Annotated in this window: 22 protein-coding genes; 14 read left to right on the forward strand and 8 right to left on the reverse strand. The window is 71.8% G+C overall.

The genetic code is table 11. The features are described from left to right. Positions 1-375 precede the first annotated feature (375 nt). From ACQ5SO_RS06140 to ACQ5SO_RS06160, 5 genes are read left to right on the forward strand one after another with little or no spacing between them, the layout of a single operon-like run. Positions 376-2,256 (forward strand): extracellular solute-binding protein, encoded by a 1,881-nt coding sequence (locus ACQ5SO_RS06140; RefSeq protein WP_430940703.1) that lies wholly within the window; start codon positions 376-378, stop codon positions 2,254-2,256. Then, positions 2,253-2,399: a hypothetical protein gene (locus ACQ5SO_RS06145; protein ID WP_430940704.1), complete on the forward strand. Its 147-nt coding sequence runs from the start codon at positions 2,253-2,255 to the stop codon at positions 2,397-2,399. The genes ACQ5SO_RS06140 and ACQ5SO_RS06145 overlap by 4 nt, the downstream gene beginning before the upstream one ends. Next, complete coding sequence (locus ACQ5SO_RS06150) at positions 2,400-3,497, forward strand: microcin C ABC transporter permease YejB (protein ID WP_430940705.1); 1,098 nt, start codon at positions 2,400-2,402, stop codon at positions 3,495-3,497. After that, on the forward strand, positions 3,494-4,651 hold the full coding sequence (locus ACQ5SO_RS06155) for an ABC transporter permease (protein ID WP_430940706.1): 1,158 nt from the start codon (positions 3,494-3,496) through the stop codon (positions 4,649-4,651). The genes ACQ5SO_RS06150 and ACQ5SO_RS06155 overlap by 4 nt, the downstream gene beginning before the upstream one ends. Then, on the forward strand, positions 4,648-6,234 hold the full coding sequence (locus ACQ5SO_RS06160; RefSeq protein WP_430940707.1) for an ABC transporter ATP-binding protein: 1,587 nt from the start codon (positions 4,648-4,650) through the stop codon (positions 6,232-6,234). Before ACQ5SO_RS06155 ends, ACQ5SO_RS06160 begins: the two co-directional genes overlap by 4 nt. A gap of 80 nt (positions 6,235-6,314) precedes the next feature. Here the strand turns inward: ACQ5SO_RS06160 and ACQ5SO_RS06165 are convergent, their stop codons facing one another. Next, a complete protein-coding gene (locus ACQ5SO_RS06165) occupies positions 6,315-6,875 on the reverse strand; it encodes a VPLPA-CTERM sorting domain-containing protein (RefSeq protein WP_430940708.1) in 561 nt (186 codons plus the stop codon). Between the two features lie 141 nt (positions 6,876-7,016). Between ACQ5SO_RS06165 and ACQ5SO_RS06170 the strand changes: the two genes are divergently transcribed. Then, positions 7,017-7,328, forward strand: coding sequence for a hypothetical protein (locus ACQ5SO_RS06170; protein ID WP_430940709.1), 312 nt, complete (start codon positions 7,017-7,019; stop codon positions 7,326-7,328). Positions 7,329-7,360: 32 nt separating this feature from the next. Here ACQ5SO_RS06170 and ACQ5SO_RS06175 read toward each other — a convergent pair whose 3' ends face one another. Both ACQ5SO_RS06175 and ACQ5SO_RS06180 read right to left on the reverse strand, forming a co-directional pair. Then, a complete protein-coding gene (locus ACQ5SO_RS06175) occupies positions 7,361-7,954 on the reverse strand; it encodes a biotin transporter BioY (RefSeq protein ID WP_430940710.1) in 594 nt (197 codons plus the stop codon). A 469-nt stretch (positions 7,955-8,423) separates the two neighbouring features. Then, positions 8,424-8,831 (reverse strand): DUF6314 family protein, encoded by a 408-nt coding sequence (locus ACQ5SO_RS06180; RefSeq protein WP_430940711.1) that lies wholly within the window; start codon positions 8,829-8,831, stop codon positions 8,424-8,426. Positions 8,832-9,118: 287 nt separating this feature from the next. Between ACQ5SO_RS06180 and purB the strand changes: the two genes are divergently transcribed. Continuing rightward, positions 9,119-10,426, forward strand: coding sequence for an adenylosuccinate lyase (gene purB / locus ACQ5SO_RS06185; protein WP_430940712.1), 1,308 nt, complete (start codon positions 9,119-9,121; stop codon positions 10,424-10,426). Between the two features lie 86 nt (positions 10,427-10,512). Here the strand turns inward: purB and ACQ5SO_RS06190 are convergent, their stop codons facing one another. Next, positions 10,513-11,091, reverse strand: a complete 579-nt coding sequence (locus ACQ5SO_RS06190) for a hypothetical protein (RefSeq protein WP_430940713.1) — start codon at positions 11,089-11,091, stop codon at positions 10,513-10,515. Between the two features lie 158 nt (positions 11,092-11,249). Between ACQ5SO_RS06190 and ACQ5SO_RS06195 the strand changes: the two genes are divergently transcribed. After that, entirely contained in the window at positions 11,250-12,119 is an 870-nt protein-coding gene (locus ACQ5SO_RS06195) for a serine hydrolase (protein ID WP_430940714.1), read from the forward strand. A gap of 91 nt (positions 12,120-12,210) precedes the next feature. Here ACQ5SO_RS06195 and ACQ5SO_RS06200 read toward each other — a convergent pair whose 3' ends face one another. Continuing rightward, positions 12,211-12,429: a CTP synthetase gene (locus ACQ5SO_RS06200; protein WP_430940715.1), complete on the reverse strand. Its 219-nt coding sequence runs from the start codon at positions 12,427-12,429 to the stop codon at positions 12,211-12,213. A 204-nt stretch (positions 12,430-12,633) separates the two neighbouring features. Between ACQ5SO_RS06200 and ACQ5SO_RS06205 the strand changes: the two genes are divergently transcribed. Continuing rightward, a complete protein-coding gene (locus tag ACQ5SO_RS06205; RefSeq protein WP_430940716.1) occupies positions 12,634-13,221 on the forward strand; it encodes a glutathione peroxidase in 588 nt (195 codons plus the stop codon). 122 nt (positions 13,222-13,343) lie between these two features. Next, complete coding sequence (locus ACQ5SO_RS06210; protein ID WP_430940717.1) at positions 13,344-13,850, forward strand: hypothetical protein; 507 nt, start codon at positions 13,344-13,346, stop codon at positions 13,848-13,850. Between the two features lie 99 nt (positions 13,851-13,949). Here ACQ5SO_RS06210 and ACQ5SO_RS06215 read toward each other — a convergent pair whose 3' ends face one another. After that, positions 13,950-14,270 (reverse strand): DUF1476 domain-containing protein, encoded by a 321-nt coding sequence (locus ACQ5SO_RS06215; RefSeq protein WP_430940718.1) that lies wholly within the window; start codon positions 14,268-14,270, stop codon positions 13,950-13,952. 258 nt (positions 14,271-14,528) lie between these two features. Between ACQ5SO_RS06215 and purC the strand changes: the two genes are divergently transcribed. The 4 genes from purC (at position 14,529) to purQ (ending at position 17,560) form a co-directional block, all read left to right on the forward strand. Next, positions 14,529-15,293: a phosphoribosylaminoimidazolesuccinocarboxamide synthase gene (gene purC / locus ACQ5SO_RS06220; protein WP_430940719.1), complete on the forward strand. Its 765-nt coding sequence runs from the start codon at positions 14,529-14,531 to the stop codon at positions 15,291-15,293. A gap of 240 nt (positions 15,294-15,533) precedes the next feature. Further along, complete coding sequence (locus tag ACQ5SO_RS06225; protein WP_430940720.1) at positions 15,534-16,337, forward strand: hypothetical protein; 804 nt, start codon at positions 15,534-15,536, stop codon at positions 16,335-16,337. Positions 16,338-16,586: 249 nt separating this feature from the next. Further along, positions 16,587-16,826 carry a phosphoribosylformylglycinamidine synthase subunit PurS gene (gene purS, locus ACQ5SO_RS06230; RefSeq protein WP_430940721.1) on the forward strand — a complete coding sequence of 80 codons (240 nt, stop codon included), beginning with the start codon at positions 16,587-16,589 and terminating at the stop codon, positions 16,824-16,826. Between the two features lie 59 nt (positions 16,827-16,885). Further along, on the forward strand, positions 16,886-17,560 hold the full coding sequence (gene purQ, locus ACQ5SO_RS06235; protein ID WP_430940722.1) for a phosphoribosylformylglycinamidine synthase subunit PurQ: 675 nt from the start codon (positions 16,886-16,888) through the stop codon (positions 17,558-17,560). A 75-nt stretch (positions 17,561-17,635) separates the two neighbouring features. Here the strand turns inward: purQ and ACQ5SO_RS06240 are convergent, their stop codons facing one another. Continuing rightward, a complete protein-coding gene (locus ACQ5SO_RS06240) occupies positions 17,636-18,466 on the reverse strand; it encodes a fructosamine kinase family protein (RefSeq protein ID WP_430940723.1) in 831 nt (276 codons plus the stop codon). Positions 18,467-18,628: 162 nt separating this feature from the next. Further along, a complete protein-coding gene (gene tkt, locus ACQ5SO_RS06245; protein WP_430940724.1) occupies positions 18,629-20,647 on the reverse strand; it encodes a transketolase in 2,019 nt (672 codons plus the stop codon). Positions 20,648-20,869: the final 222 nt, after the last annotated feature.

Here is a 20,869-nt window from a genome sequence, read left to right on the forward strand (position 1 = left end):
CGCGCGCCCCGCGGGGCGTGACGGCTGGACGGGACAGGGCCGCGCCGCAGGGCGCGGCCCTTTCTGCGTCCGCGCCCCGCGCCTGCGGCCAGGAGGCCTGCGCGCCCCGCCTGCGGCCGCCCCCCCGCGCCCAGCGCCCACGCCTCCCCTCACCGCGCCTGCGCGCGCGGGGGGGGGCGCGCCTCCGCGCCGCGCGCATGTGCGCCGCCGCGCGGCGAATGCGCGGCGGATGCGGGGCGACGGCAGGGCCACGGCGCGGCGGCCGCCCGCCTCCGCGCTCACGAAACCGTCCGCGGCGGCGCCTTCGCCTTGAAACCTCCCCGCGCAGGGCCTAACGATTCAGGTCAACGCAAACGCCACGGGAGAACCCGCCGCATGCATGCTCGCCGCCGAGCCCCGCTCGCGACCGCAGCCGCCGGCCTCGCCGCCGCGCTCCTCGCCGCCGCCGCCCCCGCAGCCGCCGAGGACACCGCCGAGAGCGTGATCGTCAGCCATGGCATCTCCTCGTTCGGGGACCTCAAGTACCCGGCCGACTTCCCGCATTTCGACTACGTGAACCCCGACGCGCCCAAGGGCGGGCGCTGGAGCGGGCGCGGGACCTCGGCCTCCAACACCTTCGACAGCCTCAACCCCTTCATCCTGAAGGGCGAGGCCGCGCAGGGGCTGGGCCTGACGCTGGGCTCGATCCTGGTCGGATCGGCGGACGAGGCCGACAGCGCCTACTGCCTGATGTGCACCACGCTCGAATACCCCGAGGACCGCTCCTGGGTGATCTTCAACCTGCGCGATGACGTCACCTTCTCCGACGGCTCCGCGCTCACCGCCGACGACGTGGTGTTCAGCCTCGAGACGCTGAAGGAAAAGGGCGCGCCGGGCCTGCGGCTGAACCTGCGCGACATCACCGGCGCCGAGGCGCTGTCGCCGACCCGGGTGAAGTTCACCTTCGCCGAGGGCGCCTCGAACCGCGACCTGCCCGCCGTCGCCGGGGGGCTCTCCATCCTCTCCCGCGCCTGGTGGGCCGAGCGCGACTTCGAGGACTCGACCCTCGAACCGATCCTCGGCGCCGGGCCCTACGTCGTCGCCGACGTGAAGCCGGGCCGGTCGATCACCTACAAGCGGCGCGAGGACTACTGGGCCGCCGCCCACCCCGCCATGATCGGCACGTGGAACTTCGACGAAATCATCTTCGAGTATTTCAAGGACTACACGGCGTCCTTCGAAGCCTTCAAGGGCGGCGCCTTCCTGTTCCACGAGGAGTTTTTCTCCAAGATCTGGGCCACCGGCTATGACTTCCCCGCCCTCGACAAGGGCTGGGTGAAGCGCGACATGCTCCCCGACGGCTCGCCCTCGGGCACCCAGGGCTTCTGGTTCAACACCCGCCGCCCGCAGTTCCAGGACCCGCGCGTGCGCGAGGCGCTGGCCATGGCCTTCGATTTCGAATGGTCGAACGAGAAGCTGTTCTACGGCCTCTATGACCGCACCGTCAGCTTCTTCCAGAACTCCCCCATGGCGGCCGAGGGCATGCCGTCCGAGGCCGAGCTGGCGCTGCTCGAGCCGCTGCGCGCGCACCTGCCCGAGAGCGTCTTCACCGACCCCGCCTACATGCCCCCGGTCACCAAGGCCCGCGGGCGGCTGGACCGGCGGCTGCAGAAGCAGGCGCTGGACCTGCTCGAGGCGGCGGGCTGGACCGTCGGCCCGGACCGGCTGCTGCACAACGCGGCCGGCGAGACGCTGCGGGTCGAGTTCCTCGACGACAGCCCGACCTTCGAGCGGATCATCGGCCCCTACGTGAAGAACCTGCGCCAGCTCGGCGTCGACGCGTCGCTGCGCGTGGTCGACGCCTCGCAGTACCAGGCCCGGGTCGAGGAGTTCGACTACGACGTCGTGCCCGGCCGCTTCACCATGTCCCTGACCCCCGGCCCGGCGCTGCGCGCGCTGTTCCACTCGGCCTCGGTCGACCAGGCCGGGACGCCGAACCTGACCGGCATCTCCAACCCCGCCGTCGACGCGCTGGTCGAGACCATGATCAAGGCCGACAGCCGCGCGGCGCTGAACACCGCCGGCAAGGCGCTGGACCGGGTGCTGCGGTCGCTGCACATCTGGACCCCGAACTGGTACAAGGCGACCCACAACGTCGCCTACTGGGACGTGTTCGGCCGCCCCGAGACCAAGCCGCCCTACGCCCGCGGGGTGATGCCCTTCTGGTGGTGGGACGCCGAGAAGGCCGCGAAGCTCGAGGCGGAGGGCGCGCTGTGACGCCGGTCGACGCCGCCATCCTGATCGGGCTCGGCGCGCTCGGGGCCCTCGCGGCCGCGGGCCTCGCCGCGCGCCCCGAGCCGCGCCGCATTCCCGTCCGCGCGGACGAGCGCCCGCCCCGTCCCCGCCGGACCGAGGACTGAATGGGCCCTTACATCCTGCGCCGCCTCCTTCTCATGATCCCGACGCTGGTCGGGATCATGCTGATCAACTTCGCCGTGATCCAGTTCGCCCCCGGCGGGCCGGTGGAACGGATCATCGCCCAGATCAACGACCCCACCTCCGCCACCGACCGCTTCACCGGCGGCGGCGGCGACGCGGGCGCCCAGTCGGGCGGCCAGGGCGCGGGCGCGTCCTCGGACTATCGCGGCGCGCAGGGGCTGGACCCCGAGTTCATCAAGGAGCTCGAGGCCCAGTTCGGCTTCGACAAGCCGCCCGTCGAGCGGTTCCTCAACATGATGTGGAACTACGCCACCTTCGATTTCGGAGAGAGCTATTTCCGCTCGGTCGGGGTGCTGGAGCTGGTGATGGAGAAGATGCCCGTCTCCATCTCGCTCGGCCTCTGGACCACGCTCCTGAGCTACCTCGTCTCCATCCCCCTCGGCATCCGCAAGGCGGTCAAGGACGGCTCGCGCTTCGACGCGGTGACCTCGGGCGTCATCATCGTCGGCTACGCGGTGCCGGGCTTCCTGTTCGCGGTCATGCTGCTGATCTTCTTCGCCGGGGGCTCGTATCTCTCGGCCTTCCCGCTGCGCGGGCTGGTGTCGGACGACTTCGAGCAGCTCTCGCTGCTGGGCAAGGTGGCGGATTACTTCTGGCACATCACCCTGCCGGTGATCGCCATGTCGATCTCGGGCTTCGCCACGCTGACGCTGCTGACCAAGAACAGCTTCCTCGACGAGATCAAGAAGCAATACGTCGTCACCGCCCGCGCCAAGGGCGTGTCCGAGCGCAAGGTCCTCTACGGCCACGTGTTCCGCAACGCGATGCTGATCGTCGTCGCCGGCTTCCCGGCCGCGTTCGTCTCGATCTTCTTCACCGGCGCGCTGGTGATCGAGATCGTGTTCTCGCTCGACGGCCTGGGCCTGCTGGGGTTCGAGAGCCTGGTGAACCGCGACTACCCGGTGGTGTTCGGCACGCTCTACCTCTTCTCCCTCATCGGGCTGGTGGTGAAGCTGATCTCCGACCTGACCTATGTGTGGATCGACCCGCGCATCGATTTCGAGAGCCGCGAGACATGAGCGCTTCCGCCGACACGGCCGCCCCGCCCCCGCCGCCCCGCCGCGGGCTCTTCACCCTCGACCCGCTGCAGAAGCGCCGGTGGGAGAATTTCCGCGCCAATGGCCGCGGGTTCTGGTCGCTCTGGCTGTTCCTCGTCCTCTTCGCCATCTCGCTGGTCGCCGAGGTCGTGGCCAATGACAAGCCGCTGATGGTCACCTATCGCGGCGAGGTGATGTTCCCCCTCCTGACCGCCTATCCCGAAACCGCCTTCGGCGGCGATTTCGAGACCGAGGCCGATTACCGTTCGATCGAGGTGCAGTGCCTGGTCGTCACCGGCGGCCTCGAGGACTGCTTCGACGACCCCGAGGGGCTGATCGACGCCATCAAGGCGGGCGAGACCCCCGAGGGCGCCGTCCCCGGCTCGATGACCTGGCCGCTGATCCCCTTCAGCTTCGACACCATCAATTACGACGTCGCCGCCGCGCCGTCCCCGCCCGACGACGTCAACTGGCTCGGCACCGACGACCAGGCGCGGGACGTGCTGGCGCGGATCATCTACGGGTTCCGCATCTCGGTCCTGTTCGGGCTGGCGCTGACCGCCGCGGCCTCGGCCATCGGCTTCCTGATCGGCGCCTCCTGCGGCTATTTCGGCGGCTGGTTCGACCTGATCACCCAGCGGATCGAGGAGATCTGGTCCGCCATCCCCGCGCTCTACCTCATCATGATCGTGGCGGCGGTGATCGACCCGAATTTCTGGATCTTCCTCGGGCTGCTGGTGCTCTTCTCCTGGACCACGCTCGTGGGCGTGGTGCGGGCCGAGTTCCTGCGGGCGCGCAACTTCGAATACGTGCGCGCCGCCCGAGCGCTGGGGGTGAGCGACGGCAAGATCATGTTCCGCCACGTCGCCCCCAACGCCATGGTCGCCACGCTGACGATGATGCCCTTCATCCTGACGGGCTCCATCTCCACCCTCGCGACGCTCGACTTCATCGGCTTCGGGCTCCCGGCCTCCTACCCCTCGCTCGGGGACCTGGCGCTGCAGGGCAAGAACAACCTGCAGGCCCCCTGGCTCGGCTTCGCCGCCTTCTTCACCTTCGCGATCATGCTCTCGCTTCTGGTCTTCGTCTTCGAAGCGGTGCGCGACGCCTTCGACCCGCGGAAGACCCTGACATGAGCCTGCTTGCCATCGAAGGGCTGACCATCGGCTTCAAGGGCCGCAAGGGCGCCGTCGCGCAGGCCGTGCACGGCGTCGGCTTCCGGGTCGAGGCCGGGGAATGCGTGGCGCTGGTGGGGGAATCCGGCTCGGGCAAGTCCATCACCGCCCTCTCCACCGTCGGCCTCTTGCCGGAATCGGCGGTGGTGGGCGGCTCCGTGCGCCTCGAGGGGGCCGAGATGGTCGGCGCCCCGGGCGCCGAGCTGCGCCGGGTGCGCGGCAACCAGGTCAGCTTCATCTTCCAGGAGCCGATGACCTCGCTCAACCCGCTGCACACCATCGAGAAGCAGCTGGGCGAGAGCCTCGCGCTGCACAAGGGCCTCTCGGGCGCCCCGGCGCGGGCGCGGATGATCGAGCTGCTGGACAAGGTCGGCATCCGCGACGCGGCGGGCCGCCTCGGCGACTACCCGCACCAGCTTTCGGGCGGGCAGCGCCAGCGGGTGATGATCGCCATGGCGCTGGCCAACGACCCCAAGCTGCTGATCGCGGACGAGCCGACCACCGCGCTCGACGTCACCATCCAGGCCCAGATCCTCGACCTGCTGAAACAGCTTCAGCGGGACGAGGGGCTGTCGATGCTCTTCATCACCCATGACCTCGGCATCGTGCGCCGCATCGCCGACCGCACCTGCGTGATGAAGGATGGCGAGATCGTCGAACAGGGGCCGACCCAGGCGCTGTTCGACGCCCCCCGGCACCCCTACACGCAAAAGCTGCTGGCGGCCGAGCCCAAGGGCGTGGCCCCCCCGCCCCCCGCGGACGCCCCCGAGATCGCCCGGGCCGAGGGCCTCAAGGTCTGGTTCCCCATCAAGCGCGGGTTCCTCAAGAAGACCGTCGGCCATGTGAAGGCCGTCAACGGCGCCGATTTCTCCCTGCACGAAGGCGAGACGCTCGGCATCGTCGGCGAATCCGGCTCGGGCAAGACCACCATGGCGCTGGCCCTCCTGCGCCTCATCCGCTCCGAGGGGCGGATCGAGGCGCTGGGGCGGCGCATCGACGGGCTTGCGGGCAAGGAGATGCGCCCCCTGCGCGCCGCCTTCCAGGTGGTGTTCCAGGACCCCTACGGCTCCCTCAGCCCGCGCATGTCGATCGAGCGGATCGTGGCCGAGGGGCTCGAGGTCCACGGCACGGGGGATGGCCGCGCGCGGCGCGAGGTGGTGGCCGACGCGCTGACGGAAGTCGGCCTCGACCCCGCGATGATGGACCGCTACCCGCATGAATTCTCGGGCGGGCAGCGCCAGCGCATCGCCATCGCCCGGGCGGTGGCGCTGAAGCCGCGCCTGCTGGTGCTGGACGAGCCGACCAGCGCGCTCGACATGACCGTGCAGGTGCAGATCGTCGAGCTTCTGCGCGACCTGCAGAAGCGGCGCGGGCTGGCCTATATCTTCATCAGCCACGACCTGAAGGTGGTGCGCGCCCTCTCGCACCGGATCCTGGTGATGAAACAGGGCGACGTGGTGGAAAGCGGAACCGCGGAGCAGGTGTTCACCGACCCGCAGCACCCCTACACGCGCGAATTGCTCAAGGCGGCGCTGGGGGGCTGAGCGGGGGACTGAACGGGTCTCGGCGATGCAAAAAGGGCGGCCCCGGCGGGCCGCCCTTTCGTGTTTCTCGAGCCCGCGCCTCAGGCCGCGCGACGGCGCAGCGCGGCGAGGCCCCCCAGGCCCAGCAGCAGCAGCGGCGCGGCGGCCGGAAGCGGCACGTCCGAAACGGCGGCGGCGCGGACGACCAGCTGGTCCTCGGAGCCAACGTCGCTCGACGTCGCCCAGCTCCAGCCCAGGCCGCCCCCGTTGCCGTCCTGCCAGTCGCAATGGGAATAGGCGTCGCTGAACCACGGCGCGGCGCAGGCGGCGGCCGACGTGCGGGCCGGGTTCTCGACATGGAAGTTCGCGCCGGTGGCCGGGTCGGACCCGCCGACCGGAACATTCGCGCCGTCGAAGGCGAAGTCGAAGATCGTCGGCGCCGAGGCCAGCTCCAGGTCCGTCGGCAGGCGCCAGCCATAGGCGCCCTGGAAGGTGAAGTTGATCGGGCTGGCGCCGTTGGCCACCGGCGCCGCCCAGGCCCAGTCGAGCCCGCCGAAGGTGATGTAGGCGCTGTCGGGCAGCGCCCCGGTCTGCGATACTGCAGCCGCAGGCGACGCGGCGGCCAGGGCGAGGGCCGCGGCGGCGAGAGTGGTACGGATCATGTCATTCCCCCAGATAGAGTCGGCGCACTCGAACATGCGCTGATCGCCCCGTATCACAGTTTTCTGTAAATTCGTTCATGTTTTGAATAGAACGTGCGGTGCGCCGCATGTCGCCCCCGCCGCCCCAGGACAAGACCGCCGATGCCCGACCAGGACCGCGCCGCCATCGCGCTGCGCTTCTCCAACACCCATCTTTACAAGGGCGCGCGCGGCGCAGGCCCCCTGCCCCGCCGGGCCGAGGGCGCCGTCCCCTGCATGGTCGAATTCTCGGATGGCGGCGCCGGGTTCGGGACCGTCGCGCGCAGCGGGCCGAACCGCTGGCGCCTCTCGATGCAGGCGCATGTCACCGCCAAGGGCGCGCGGATCGACGCGAAGACCTGGGCGCTGGAAAAGGAAGGGGCGGCGGAAGGTCTCCCCTCCGCCGCCCTCAAGGTCGTGGACCGGCTGGGCTGACGGGGGCCGCGCGGCCCCCGCCCCCCCCCCGATCAGGCGCGCGCGTCGCCGATCAGCTTCCAGGCGGCGGGCAGCAGCGCCGCGGCCAGGGCCAGCTTGATCGCGTCGCCGACCAGGAACGGGACCAGGCCCCAGTCCAGGATCGTGGCGAAGGATTCGCCCGCGTAGAGCATCTGCAGCCAGGCGAGGCCCGGGATGTAGATCAGCGCGTTGCCGATCAGCATCGCGGCGGCCATCTTGACCGGCGAGCGGTCCCAGCCCTTCAGGGCCGCGGTCCCCAGCGCCAGCACCGCCAGCACGTAGCCCGCCAGGTACCCGCCGGTGCCGCCCGCCATGTAGGCCAGGCCCGCCTTCTCGGCCGAGGAGCCGGCGAAGACGTCGAAGCCCAGCGCGCCCACGGCCATGTAGCCCAGGATGGTTACGAGGCCGAGGCGGGGGCCGTAGGCGGCGCCCATGGCCAGCACCGCGAAGGTGCCCATGGTCAGCGGCACGGGCCACATCGGAACCTTGATCTTCGCGGCCAGGGCCAGGATCGCCACGCCGGCGACGACCAGCGCGGCGCGCTTGATCCAGAGACCGGCGCCCTCGGCGGGGCCGAAGGTGTCGGCGAGCAGCTTCGCGTTCATGCGCGTCTTCCTCTCTTGCTCTCTCGTTCGTCCCCCGCGGCCGCGGCCGGGCGGCGGGGGCAATGAATTGCCGCGCGGGGGCGCGCCGCCACGGGCGGGGGCCTTCCCGCACCGCGGTGCAGCGCGGCCGTCCCGCCCCTCAAGTCCGGCGGGGTCGGCGTTGCGCGGCAAAGGTTTAACCTTCCTGCACCAGGAAAGGAAAGCCACGGGATCCGAGTATTTCACCCCGGGAAACGCTGCGCCGCAGCGTGATTTGCATGGCTGCCATGCACGGAGCGAAAGGCGCCCCAGGGGCGGCCCCGGGCCGGGCCTGCGCCGAAGGCCGCGGCCCGGGCGCGCCGGGCGCGGGACGCGAGGGGCGCGAAGGGGGCGCGAAAAGCGGGGCGCGGAGGCGGGGTGGCGATTCTCCGCCGAAAGGGGCGCGGGCCTCCCCCGCCAGGGCCTCCGCCCCCCGCCCCGGCCGCGCCGCTCAGCCGATCCGCTCGTGCACCGTCAGCATCCGGTAATCCTTGCGCGGGCCGGTCACCCGCCATTCCAGGGTCCAGCGGTCCGGCGTCTCGAACCGGTACTCGCCCTTGTAGAGGTCGGGCGGACAATCATGCGAGACCGCGTCCCCGTCCCCCTTCACCCGCAGCAGGTGGAAGAACCTCCCGTCCGCGTGGCTGATCTCCACCACGTCCGGGGGCTGGAGCCGCCAAAGATAGGCCCGCCGCCCGCGCGCCTCGGCCTTGCCCAGCCGCAGCAGCCCCTCCTCCTCCCAGGCCAGCCGGTCGGGGGCGCCGGGCTCATGCCGAAGCTCCGCCTCGCCGTGGAACGCGCCCTCCTGCGCGGCGTGGAAATCCTCGATCCGCCGCGTCAGCCGCCAGCGCCCGAGCAAGCGCAACGCCGGGTGGCGCAGCCCGCCGCCGCCGCCGGGGCGGTCCAGCCCCGCGCCCGCGCCCGCGGCGTCCTGCCCGGATGCGCCCGGCGCCTGCGCCCCTGCGGCGTCGCCTGTCCCCCGCGCGCCTGCGGCGTCGCCTTTCCCCCGCGCGCCTGCGGCGCGACGTTTCGTTGCATCATCCATGCCCCCCGGCTACACCGCGCGCGAGATCGACGCAATTCCCGCGCCCCCGCGCCGCCCGACGGCCGCGACCCGGCGCACGCACCACGAGCCCGGAGGCCGCCATGATCCCCCGCTACTCCCGCCCCGAGATGGTCGCCATCTGGTCGCCCGAATCGAAGTTCCGCATCTGGTACGAGATCGAGGCCCATGCCTGCGACGCGCAGGCCGATCTCGGCGTCATCCCGCGCGAGAACGCGGACGCCGTGTGGAAGGCCAAGGACGTGGAATTCGACGTCGCCCGCATCGACGAGATCGAGGCCGTCACCAAGCATGACGTCATCGCCTTCCTCACGCACCTCGCCGAGCATGTCGGCGCCGAGGAAGCCCGCTTCGTCCACCAGGGCATGACCTCCTCGGACGTGCTCGACACCTGCTTCAACGTGCAGCTGGTGCGCGCCGCCGACATCATCATCGCCGACATCGAGGCGCTCCTCGCCGCCCTCAAGCGCCGCGCCTTCGAGCACAAGATGACCGTCCGCATCGGCCGCTCCCACGGCATCCATGCCGAGCCGGTGACCATGGGCCTGACCTTCGCGCGCTTCTACGCCGAGATGGACCGCAACCTGGCCCGCATGAAGGTCGCGCGCGAGGAGATCGCCACCGGCGCCATCTCCGGCGCCGTCGGCACCTTCGCCAATATCGACCCGGCGGTCGAAGAACACGTCTGCGCCAAGCTCGGCCTCAAGCCCGAGCCGATCTCCACCCAGGTGATCCCGCGCGACCGCCACGCCGCCTTCTTCGCGGCCATGGGCGTCGTCGCCTCCTCGATCGAGAACATCGCCATCGAGATCCGCCACATGCAGCGCACCGAGGTCCTCGAGGCCGAGGAGTTCTTCTCCAAGGGCCAGAAGGGCTCCTCGGCGATGCCGCACAAGCGCAACCCGGTGCTGACCGAGAACCTGACCGGCCTCGCCCGCCTCGTGCGCATGGCCGTGGTCCCGGCGATGGAGAACGTGGCGCTGTGGCATGAGCGGGACATCTCCCACTCCTCGGTCGAGCGCAATATCGGCCCGGACACCACCGTCACCCTCGATTTCGCCCTCGCGCGCCTGACCATGGTGATCGACAAGCTGGTGGTCTACCCCGAGAACATGATGGCGAACCTCAACAAGTTCAAAGGCTTGGTGCATTCGCAGCGCGTGCTGCTGGCCCTGACCCAGAAGGGCGCCTCGCGCGAGGACAGCTACAAGCTGGTGCAGCGCAACGCGATGAAGGTCTGGGAACAGGGCGCCGACTTCCTGACCGAGCTGAAGGGCGACGACGAGGTGCGCGGGTACATGTCCGAGGCCGAGCTCGAGGAGAAATTCGACCTCGGCTACCACACCAAGCGCGTCGACGTGATCTTCGACCGGGTGTTCGGCGAACACTGAGGCGCCGCCCGCCCCCGAGAACGCGAAACGCCCCGGCCATGGCCGGGGCGTTCTGCATTTCAGCGGCGCGGTATGTGCGGCGCGGCTCAGCCCTTGCGGCGGGCGATGAAGCCCCCGAGGCCCAGCGCCCCCAGCAGCAGCGGCGCGGCGGCCGGGACCGGCACGTCCGCCGACAGGCCGCCGCCCTGGCCGATGGCGATGGTGATGCTGTCGTTCGGCAGAACGGCCTCCTGCGTGCCCGCGCTCATGCCCAGGGCCGCGATGCTCGTGTTCGCGAACTGGACCTCGCCCGCCAAGAACGTGCCCGACACATAGCCGAGCGGGACGGAGATGTAGCCGGGCAGGATGTAGAAGCTGTCGCCCGCGCCGGCGGCGGCGAAGATCTCGGGGTCCGTGCCGAAGGGCGTCAGGGAGAAGGCGAACTGGTAGCGCTGGTAGGAGCCGGAGAGGTTGAAGATCGCCGCCTGGTTGGACCGCAGGGCGCGGAAGTTGGAAACGCCGAAGGTCTCGACCGCGGTGTAGCCGCTGAGGTCGAGCGTGCCCGCATAGGTGATCGACAGGTCCGAGCCGACATCGTCGATCGAGATCAGCATGGCGGCCGAGGCGGGCGCGGCGGCGCAAAGCGCGAGGGCCGCCGCGGCGGCGGTCGTGCGAAAAGCGGTCATCAGGTGATCCCCAGGTTCTTGATGAGCTAATGGTTAATTCCGTATACTTTCTCCTTCGCGCAACCAAACGAAATAACGACCCGGGGCGACTTGCGCGAATTCCCCCTGGATTTCGCCGCGGATTGCCTCCACCGCCGCGCGGGCGCAGGCTGGCGCCCATGACCGACGCTCTCCATGCCTGCGTCCTGCGCCCCGACGGCCCGGCCCGGATCCTCGGCGATCCCGGGGCCCGCTTCCCGTTCTGGAGCGTCACCAAGACCGCGACCGCCGCCGCCGTCCTGGCGCTGGCCGATGCGGGGGCGCTCGCGCTCGACGCGCCCGACCCCGCGCGCGGCTGGACCCTGCGCCAGCTCCTCGCCCATACCGCCGGGGCGCCCTGCTATGGCGGGCTGCGCGCCTATCACGACGCCGTCGCCGCACGCGGCCCGGCCTGGGACCGGGACGCATTCCTCGCCCGCATCCCGCCCCCGCCCTTCGCACCGGGCGCAGGCTGGGCTTATTCCAATATCGGCTGCATGCTGGCGCGCGAGGCGGTGGAGGCCGCCGGGGGCGCGCCCCTCGACGCCCTGCTGCCGCGCCTTATCCCCGGGGCGCCCGCGGGCCTGCGGCTCGCCCGCAGCCCGGCCGACTGGGACGGGCTGCCCTGGCCCGAGGCGCGGGCCGAGGCGTCGGACTACGATCCCGGCTGGGTCGCGCCCGGCTGCCTCACCGGCACGGCGCGGGACGCGGCGGAGCTCCTGGCCGCCCTCGCCGCCGGCCCCGCCTGGGCGCGGATGACGCGCGAGCGCACCCTCGGGGGCGCCCTTCCGGGCCGCCCCTGGACGCGCCATGGCTACGGGCTCGGGGTCATGTGCGGCGCGTGGGGGGATGCGGCGGCGGCGGGCCATTCCGGCGCCGGGCCGTTCAGCGCCTGCGCCGTGTACCGCGTCGCGCCGCCCGGCGCCGCGCCCGCCATCGTCGCCGCCTTCCTGCCCGGCGGGTCCGAGGCCCCGGCCGAGGCCGCCGCCCTGCGCCTCGCCCGCGCCTGACGCCCACATGTCAGACCTGCGCAAGAAAGGCCCCGCCGCGTCGCCGCGGCGGGGCCTTCGCGTCCTTCCGGCCTCCCCGGGCCGGGCCGCGTCACTCCGGCAGCGGGTGCGAGCCGGGGCCGTCGGCCACATGGTTGATCTTCTTCGCGACATACCAGGAGAACGGCAGCCCGAGCGCGAACCCGATCCCCGCCGCCACCCAGATGTTCATCAGCGCCTGCAGCTGCGGCGCCACCAGCCATGCCGTGACCATCACGCCCGCAAGCGTGGTTCCCGCCATCGCGAACACGACCTGGAACAAGCGATACATGTCAGCCTCCATCATCTTTCACATGCACATCAGTGCATTCGTTACGCCCCGCACGCATTGATCGGAGTCAAGAACTCGGCTTTGCGCCCCCGCCCGCGGCGCCCCGCCGCAGCCCGATGCCCGCTTGACCCGGCGGCGCAGGGCGCCACCCTTGGGGGCGACGTTCCTCGACATCCGACAATCCTCGAGATCCGGAGAGCTAGCGTGTCCAACAGCGTGACCAGACGCGGCGCCCTGCTCGGCGCCGCCGCCGCCCTCGCCGCCCCGCGCATCGCCGCCGCGGCCGCATCGGCCGACCCGGCCGGCGCGCATGGCTTCAGCTTCGCGACGCTCGAGCGGCGCGACGGGACCCTCGCGCTGTCGGAATTCGCCGGGCGTCCGCTGCTGGTGGTCAACACCGCCTCGCGCTGCGGCTTCACCCCGCAATACGAGGGGCTGCAGGCGCTCTGGTCCTCGCGCAAGGATCGCGGGCTGGTGGTGATCGGCGCCCCGAGCCGCGATTTCGGCCGCCAGGAGTTCGAGGACGAGGGCAAGATCCGCGATTTCTGCGAGGCGCAGTTCGAGGTAGACTTCCCGATGACCGAGCTTGTGCAGGTGAAGGGGCGCGGCGCGCACCCGTTCTACCGCTGGGCCGAAGCGCAGGCCAAGGCGCAGGACCTGCCCAGCCCGCGCTGGAACTTCCACAAATACCTGGTCGGGCCCGACGGGCGGCTGGCCGGGGCCTGGGATTCCGAGGTCAAGCCGCGCGACCCCGACATCCTCGCCGCCATCGACGCCCTGCTGCCGGGCTGAGACGCGGCGCGCGGCGCCCGGGGCGCCTCCAACGACGTTGACCTAGCGGAAGTCTTCAGCCTTTCCTGAAACGAGCCCGGGCGCTTCATCCGTTCGCCCGCGCCCGATCCGGGGAGATCCAGATGAAGACTGCACGAACCGCCGCCCTCGCGGCCGGCATGGCGCTGCTCGGCGCCGCCTCGGCCCAGGCCGCCACCGCCTCCGACCCCGCGTTCTACATCGGCCTCGAGACGGGAACGTCCCACGCCCTCGCCGGGTTCACCCTGTCCGGCGTCCTTCCCGGGCCCGCCAGCCTTCACCTGCGCTTCGGCCAGTGGAGCGGCGACCCGGACGCCCTGACGATGAGCGTCGCCTTCAACGGGACGGTTCTGCCGAGCTTCGAGAGCACGGGCGCCTATTACAGCCAGCCGGCTTCGATCGACCTCGATGTCGGCGCGCTGGTGGTGAACGGGCTGAACACGCTCAGCATCTCCGCCACCGGGCAGCTCACCTCGCCGCCGACCTTCACGGTGGGCGAGATCGCGCTGAGCTACACCGCCGCCGTCTCGGACGTGCCGCTGCCCGGCGGCGCGGCGCTGATGCTCGGCGCGCTCGCCGCCCTCGGGGCCGCCCGGCGCCGCGCGGCCTGACCGCGCCCGCCCCCGCCCCGCCCTTTCCGGCGGCGCAAATGACGAAGGGGCGGCCCGCCGGGCCGCCCCTTCCTCTTGTTCCGAAACCCGCTGACGGGATCAGTCGGCCTCGTTGAAGACCTGCGTCTTCGCGACGGCCAGCAGCTCGTCCATCTTGGCGCGCAGGCCCTCGGTGGACAGGCCCTTGCCCTCGAGATCGGCGGAGACCTTGCGGAACACGTCCTCGTCCCCGGCCTCTTCGAGGTCGGCGATCACGACCGAGCGCGCATAGGTCTCGGCCTCGTCGCCCGACAGGCCCATCTGCTCGGCGGCCCAGAGGCCCAGGAGCTTGTCCCGGCGCGCCTGCGCCTTGAACTGCATTTCAGCGTCATGGGCGTACTTGTTCTCGAACGCCTGCTCGCGATTGTCGAAGGTGGTCATCTGGGGTTCCTCCGCCCGTGGTCCGTACCCTGACGCCCGGTGTACCCCCCGGCGCGGCCCGTGTACAGCGCCCGGACCCCCGCCCGGGCGCGACAACCGGCCCCTTCTGCACCGCCGGATCGGTTTCTTCGCGCAAGCGCCCGGGCGCGGCGCAGGCGCCCCTTGGCAAGCGGCCTTCCCCGGCGTATACGCAGCCCCTCGGCCGCCCGGCTTCCGCCGCGCGGCCCATTCCCTATTTCGGACCCCCTGGAGACACCCATGGCGCGCCGCAGACTGGTCTACGAAGGCAAGGCGAAGATCCTGTACGAGGGCCCCGAGCCGGACACCCTGATCCAGCACTTCAAGGACGACGCCACCGCCGGCAACGGCGAGAAGCACGCGATCTTCGACGGCAAGGGCGTCCTGAACAACCGGATTTCCGAGCACGTGATGCTGGGCCTGAACGCCATCGGCGTGCCGACCCATTTCATCAAGCGTCTCAACATGCGCGAACAACTCATCCGCGCGGTGGAGATGATCCCGGTGGAGATCGTGGTGCGCAACGTCGCCGCCGGGTCCCTCTCGAAGCGTCTCGGGATCGAGGAAGGCACGCCGCTGCCCCGCCCGATCATCGAGTTCTACTTCAAGGACGACAAGCTCGGCGACCCGATGGTGACCGAGGAGCATATCCTCGCGTTCAACTGGGCCACCCAGCAGGACATGGACGACATGATCGCCCTCGCGCTGCGGGTGAACGACTTCCTGTCGGGCCTGTTCCTCGGCGTCGGCATCCGCCTCGTCGATTTCAAGATCGAGGCCGGGCGCGTCTGGGAAGACGACTTCCAGCGCATCGTAGTGGCGGATGAGATCAGCCCCGACAGCTGCCGGCTGTGGGACGTCAAGACGGGCAAGAAGCTCGACAAGGACGTGTTCCGCCGCGACCTGGGCGACCTGGCCGACACCTATACCGAGGTCGCGACCCGGCTCGGCATCCTGCCCGCGGGCGGCGGCGCCGGGGAATCGGGGCCCAAGCTGGTCCACTGATCCCGCCCGGCCCCGCCGGGCCGCGCAAGGAACGCGAATCGCATGACGCGCGCCGGGGCCCCGCCCCGGCGCGTTTCGTTTGCGCGCACCTTCACGCCCCGCCGCCCCACCCGCCCCCGCCGCGCCCGCGGGGAGCGCAGCGGATTCGCCGGAAATCCGCGGCGTCCCGTCGCGCGCGTTAGGCTCCCGGAAAGGCTGTCGCCTCATCTTTCGTTTCAACGCGGAACGGGAGAACCAGGGATGGAGCATCAGCAGGCAGCCCTTGCAGCCGACGGCCCGGAGCGGGCCCGCCCCCTCTCCACCATGCGCGGCGCGCGGGGGGATGCGCGCTTCCTCGACGCCGCGCCGTCGGACGCCGCAGCCGGGCCCGCGCACGCCCACGCCCATCCCCACGCCCCCGGCCATCCCCACGCCCCCGCCCATCGCCACGCCCCCGCCCATCGCCACGCGCCGCGCGCCGCCGCGCTGCGCCTCGGGGCGGTGGAAGGGCCGTTCGGCCTGCGGGCCGAGGGGCTGGCCGCGCTGGCCGGGATGCTCGCCCTCGCCGCCCTCGCCTTCCTCGCCTCGGCGATTCCCGGCCGCGCCGACCCGCGGCCCGCCATCGCCCCGCCCGCCCTGCAGGCGCCCCTCCTCCCCGCCGTGATCGCCGACGCCGAAGGCCCCCGCGCCCCGCGGGTGATCCGCGCCGAGGGCACCCGGATCCCCGATATCGGCCCCTGGACGGTGATCGACCTCGGCATCACCCGGACCGAGGCGCATTGCCTCGAGGCCGCCGCCCTGGCGTTCCAGGAAACCGCGCGCATCCACGGCGCCAGGGCGCTGCGCCACGCGGGTTGGACGGTGGAGCTGATCGGCCTCGGCGGAACCCATGACGCGGTGATCGCCTGCGGCTTCGGAACCAACCGCAACACCCGCGCGACTCTGATCATGCACAGCGGCGCCGACGGGGTCGGGGCGCTGTTCCTCTCCCGCGCCATCGATTCGAGCTTCACCGGCCATGTCGCCCGCATGACGCGCGAATGGCTCAAGAAGCTGGACGGCTGACCGCGCGCCCCCCGCCCCCGCGCCGCGCCGCCGCCCCGGGGGCCGCCCCGCAGAGGCCCCGAATCCCGGCCGCCGGGCGCAGGCCCGGCCCCTCCGCGCCGGAATCGCCCCCGATGCGTCCCCGGGACGCCCCCCGGCGCCCCCTCTGCGCCCCCCCGACGCCCCCTCTGCGCCGCATCGCCTCTGGCCTCCGCCGCCGATCCGCGCTAAGCCCCGCGCGAACTCCCAGCGATGCGACAGGAGGCTGCCATGCGCGCCCGCGTTTACGTCACCCTCAAGACCGGCGTGCTCGATCCCCAGGGCGAGGCGATCCGCCACGCGCTCGGCGCCCTCGGCTTCAGCGGCGTCGAAGGCGTCCGCCAGGGCAAGATGATCGAGATCGACCTCGCCGAGACCGACGAGGGCAAAGCCCGCGCCGAGGTCGAGAAGATGTGCGACGCCCTGCTCGCCAACACCGTGATCGAGAGCTGGAAGGTCGAGCTCGACTGATCCGCGCCGGGCGCGCAGGCCGCGCCCGCTCGCCCATCCTTTCCGATGAGGGTATCGCGATGAAGACCGCCGTCCTGATCTTCCCCGGCTCGAACTGCGACCGCGACATGGCCACGGCGCTGGAGCGCGCCGCCGGCCGCGCCCCCGCCCTTGTCTGGCACAAGGAGACGGAGCTGCCGAAGGGCCTCGACCTCGTCGCCATTCCTGGCGGCTTTTCGTTCGGCGACCACCTGCGCTGCGGCGCCATCGCCGCGCGGATGCCGATCATGCGCGCCGTGGTCGATTTCGTGCATGGCGGCGGCCACGCCCTCGGGGTCTGCAACGGCTTCCAGGTGCTGTGCGAAACCGGCCTGCTGCCCGGCGTGCTGATGCGCAACTCCGGCCTGCGCTTCCTGTGCAAGGACGTCGCGCTGAAGGTCGAGACCGCCGACAGCCCCTTCACCCGCGGCTACAAGCCGGGCGGCGAGATCACCATCCCGATCGCGCACCATGACGGCAACTACCGCGCGGACGCCGAGACGCTGGCCGCGCTCAAGGACCAGGACCGGGTCGCCTTCACCTATGCCGGCGGCGCGCCCAACGGGGCCGCGGACGACATCGCGGGCATCCTGTCCGAGAACCGCCGCGTGCTGGGCATGATGCCCCACCCGGAGCGGGCCGTGGACGCGCTCCATGGCGGGACCGACGGCGCCGCGATGTTCGCCGCGCTGGCCGAATCGCTCGCCGACGCCTGATCCGGCCCCGCAGGGCTGAAACGCAGCGCGCCGCCCCCAGGGGGCGGCGCGTTTCGTTTTGGGACGGGCGGCGTCTCAGGCCCCGGCGGCGCGCAGGATCCGGTCCAGCAGCCCGTGATACCCCGCCCCGAACAGGCGCACGTGCACGATGGCGGGCCAGAGCTGGTAGACCGCCCGCCGCTCTCCCGCCCCCGGGGCCAGCGGGCCGTAGGCCTCGGCAAACCCCTCGCCCGGGGCGCCGAACAGGTTCAGCATCGCCAGGTCCGCCTCGCCGTCGCCATAGCAGCAGGCCGGGTCGATCAGCGCCGTGAAGCGCCCGCCCGCGGCCAGCAGGTTGCCCACCCACAGGTCGCCGTGCAGCAGCGACAGCGGCGCGGCCGGAAGCCGGTCCGGCAGCGTCGCCGCCACCCGCTCGACCCGCAGCGCCAGGTCCGCGGGCAGGTGCGGCAGCGACGGCGCCAGCCGCCGCTCCGCCCAGAAGGACGGCCAGTCGGCGGCCGGGGCGCCGGGGATCGCGACGCCCGAGAAGGCGTAGTCCTCGGGCCAGCCCAGCGCGGCCCCGGCGGGCGCGGGCGCGTCGTGCAGCGCGCGCAGCGCCCGCCCCAGTTCGGCCCAGCCCTCGGGGCCCAGCCCCGCGCCGTCATGGTCCAGCCGCTCCAGCGCCAGCGCGTGGGGCGTGGCGCCCAGCACCGCGGGCGCCGGGGCCCCGGCGGCGCGCAGGGCCGAGAGCATCTCGCCCTCCACCCGCGGCGCGGGGCCGGACTTGACCACCATCTCCCGCCCGCTCTCGCACCGGACCAGCAGCGCAAGGTTCAGGTCGCCCCCGGCGAGGGGGCGCGCGTCGACCACCCGCTCGCCCAGGGCGGCGGCGGCCTCGGCGGCCAGGTCTGCGGCAGTAAGCGTCATATGCGACTCCGGTTGCACGTCCCCAACGGACACGCGCGGCGGCCCGGGGTCAAGCGTCCGAAAGGGCGCCCCCGCCCCGGACGCGGGACGGGAGCCCGGCACGCGAAAGGGGCGGCCGCGACGGGCCGCCCCTTCCCTGCCGGCGATCGGCGCGCGCGGGCCTCAGAGCAGGCCGCGCACCTTCTCGGCCACGTTCTCGGCGGTGATGCCGAAATGCTTGTAGAGCTCGGGCGCCGGGGCCGAGGCGCCGAAGCTGTCGAGACCCACGAAGGCCGCCTTCTTCTCCGAGCCCCGCTCGGCGCAGAGCCAGCGGTCCCAGCCGAAGGAGGTCGCGGCCTCGACCGCCACGCGCACCGGACCGGCGGGCAGCACCTTCTTGCGGTACTTCTCGTCCTGCTGGGCGAACAGTTCCAGGCAGGGGGCCGAGACGACGCGCACGCCGATGCCCTCGGCCTCGAGGATCGCCTTCGCGGCCAGCGCGATCTCGACCTCGGTGCCGGTGGCGATCAGGATCGCGCGGCGCTTGGCCTCCGCCTCGGCCAGCACGTAGGCGCCGAAGGCGGTCATGTTCTTGCCGACGAACTTCTCGCGCACCGCGGGCACGTTCTGGCGCGACAGGGCCAGCACCGACGGGGTGCGCTGGGTCGTCATCGCGATTTCCCAGGCCTCGACGGTCTCGGTCAGGTCGGCCGGGCGGAACACGTTCATGTTCGGCATGGCGCGCAGCGAGGCCAGGTGCTCCACCGGCTGGTGGGTCGGGCCGTCTTCGCCGAGGCCGATCGAGTCGTGGGTCATCACGTAGCCCACGCGCAGGCCCATCAGCGCCGAGAGGCGCATGGCGCCGCGCGCGTAATCGGCGAAGCACATGAAGGTGCCGCCATAGGGCGCGCAGCCGCCATGCAGCGCCAGGCCGTTCATGGCCGCGGCCATGCCGTGCTCGCGGATGCCGTAATAGACGTAGCGGCCCTTGCGGTCATCGGCGTCGAACGTGCCCAGACCCGCGGTCCTGGTGTTGTTCGACCCGGTCAGGTCGGCCGAGCCGCCGATGGTCTCGGGCATCGCGGCGTTGATCGCCTCCAGCGCCATCTCGGACGCCTTGCGGGTGGCGACCTTCGGCATGTCCTCGACGGCCTGCTTCTTCACCTTGCGCACCGCGCCGGCGAGCTTCTTCGGCGCCTCGCCCGACACCACGCGGGCGAATTCGGCCTGGCGGGCGGCCGAGAGGGTCGCGAGGCGCCCCTCCCACTCCTGCCGGTCCGCGGCGCCGCGGGCGCCGATGGCGGTCCAGGCGGCGGCCACGTCGGCCGGGATCTCGAACGGCGCCGCGGTCCAGCCGTAGATCTCGCGCACCTTGGCGATCTCGGCATCCCCAAGCGGCGCGCCATGGGCGCCCGCGGTGTCCTGCTTGGCCGGCGAGCCGTAGCCGATATGCGTCTTGCACGCGACCAGCGACGGGCGCTTGTCGGCCTTGGCGGCGGCGATGGCGGCGTCGATCGCCTCCGGGTCATGCCCGTCGCAGGAGATCGCGTGCCAGCCCGAAGCCTCGAACCGCGCCACCTGGTCGGTCATGTCCGACGCCTCGACCGAGCCGTCGATGGTGATGCCGTTGTCGTCCCACAGCACGATCAGCTTGCCCAGCTGCTGCTTGCCCGCGAGGCCGATGGCCTCCTGGCTGATGCCCTCCATCAGGCAGCCGTCGCCGGCGATCACGTAGGTGTAGTGGTCGACGACCTTCTTGCCGAAGCGCGCGGCCATCGAGGCCTCGCCCATCGCCATGCCCACGGCGGTGGCGATGCCCTGGCCGAGCGGGCCGGTCGTGGTCTCGATCCCCGGGGCGTGGCCGTATTCCGGGTGCCCGGCGGTCTTGTAGCCCATCTGGCGGAAGTTGCGGATCTGGTCCATGTCCATCTCCGGGTAGCCGCACAGGTGCAGCAGCCCGTAGATGAGCATCGAGCCATGGCCCGCGGACAGCACGAACCGGTCGCGGTCCGGCCACTCGGGCGCCGAGGCGTCGAACTTCAGGTGCTTCTCGAACAGGACGGTGGCGACGTCGGCCATGCCCATCGGCATGCCGGGGTGGCCGGAATTGGCGGCCTGGACCGCGTCCATGGCCAGGACGCGCAGGGCGGCGGCCTTCATCCAGTGCTCGGGGTGCTTGGCGCGCAGATCGGAGATGTCCAAGGGGTCGCTCTCTTCGTGCTGGCGTCGCGGGCCGGGCAAGGCGTCCGGGCCGCGCCGATGGGGTTCCGGGGTCGCGGGCCTCTTGTCACGCCCCCCCGTTCCGGTCAAGGCGACACGGGCCGCAAAGGGCCGATGAACGGGCTTTTGGCGCGATTTGCGGCGCCCGCGGCGCGATTCGGGGGTCGGCGGGGCGTACGCGCGGTGTTAACGTGTCGCTCATTA

Origin of the sequence: Rhodovulum sp. DZ06, from assembly GCF_050586345.1 — a bacterium.
In the GTDB taxonomy this organism is placed as follows: Bacteria; Pseudomonadota; Alphaproteobacteria; order Rhodobacterales; family Rhodobacteraceae; genus JBOCEF01.

Coding starts and splice junctions, on each gene's coding strand:
- ACQ5SO_RS06140 (WP_430940703.1), top strand. CDS start 376: ATGCATGCTCGCCGCCGAGCCCCGCTCGCGACCGCAGCCGCCGGCCTC.
- ACQ5SO_RS06150 (WP_430940705.1), top strand. CDS start 2,400: ATGGGCCCTTACATCCTGCGCCGCCTCCTTCTCATGATCCCGACGCTG.
- ACQ5SO_RS06155 (WP_430940706.1), top strand. CDS start 3,494: ATGAGCGCTTCCGCCGACACGGCCGCCCCGCCCCCGCCGCCCCGCCGC.
- ACQ5SO_RS06160 (WP_430940707.1), top strand. CDS start 4,648: ATGAGCCTGCTTGCCATCGAAGGGCTGACCATCGGCTTCAAGGGCCGC.
- ACQ5SO_RS06165 (WP_430940708.1), bottom strand. CDS start 6,875: ATGATCCGTACCACTCTCGCCGCCGCGGCCCTCGCCCTGGCCGCCGCG.
- ACQ5SO_RS06170 (WP_430940709.1), top strand. CDS start 7,017: ATGCCCGACCAGGACCGCGCCGCCATCGCGCTGCGCTTCTCCAACACC.
- ACQ5SO_RS06175 (WP_430940710.1), bottom strand. CDS start 7,954: ATGAACGCGAAGCTGCTCGCCGACACCTTCGGCCCCGCCGAGGGCGCC.
- purB (WP_430940712.1), top strand. CDS start 9,119: ATGATCCCCCGCTACTCCCGCCCCGAGATGGTCGCCATCTGGTCGCCC.
- ACQ5SO_RS06190 (WP_430940713.1), bottom strand. CDS start 11,091: ATGACCGCTTTTCGCACGACCGCCGCCGCGGCGGCCCTCGCGCTTTGC.
- ACQ5SO_RS06195 (WP_430940714.1), top strand. CDS start 11,250: ATGACCGACGCTCTCCATGCCTGCGTCCTGCGCCCCGACGGCCCGGCC.
- ACQ5SO_RS06200 (WP_430940715.1), bottom strand. CDS start 12,429: ATGTATCGCTTGTTCCAGGTCGTGTTCGCGATGGCGGGAACCACGCTT.
- ACQ5SO_RS06210 (WP_430940717.1), top strand. CDS start 13,344: ATGAAGACTGCACGAACCGCCGCCCTCGCGGCCGGCATGGCGCTGCTC.
- ACQ5SO_RS06215 (WP_430940718.1), bottom strand. CDS start 14,270: ATGACCACCTTCGACAATCGCGAGCAGGCGTTCGAGAACAAGTACGCC.
- purC (WP_430940719.1), top strand. CDS start 14,529: ATGGCGCGCCGCAGACTGGTCTACGAAGGCAAGGCGAAGATCCTGTAC.
- ACQ5SO_RS06225 (WP_430940720.1), top strand. CDS start 15,534: ATGGAGCATCAGCAGGCAGCCCTTGCAGCCGACGGCCCGGAGCGGGCC.
- purS (WP_430940721.1), top strand. CDS start 16,587: ATGCGCGCCCGCGTTTACGTCACCCTCAAGACCGGCGTGCTCGATCCC.
- purQ (WP_430940722.1), top strand. CDS start 16,886: ATGAAGACCGCCGTCCTGATCTTCCCCGGCTCGAACTGCGACCGCGAC.
- ACQ5SO_RS06240 (WP_430940723.1), bottom strand. CDS start 18,466: ATGACGCTTACTGCCGCAGACCTGGCCGCCGAGGCCGCCGCCGCCCTG.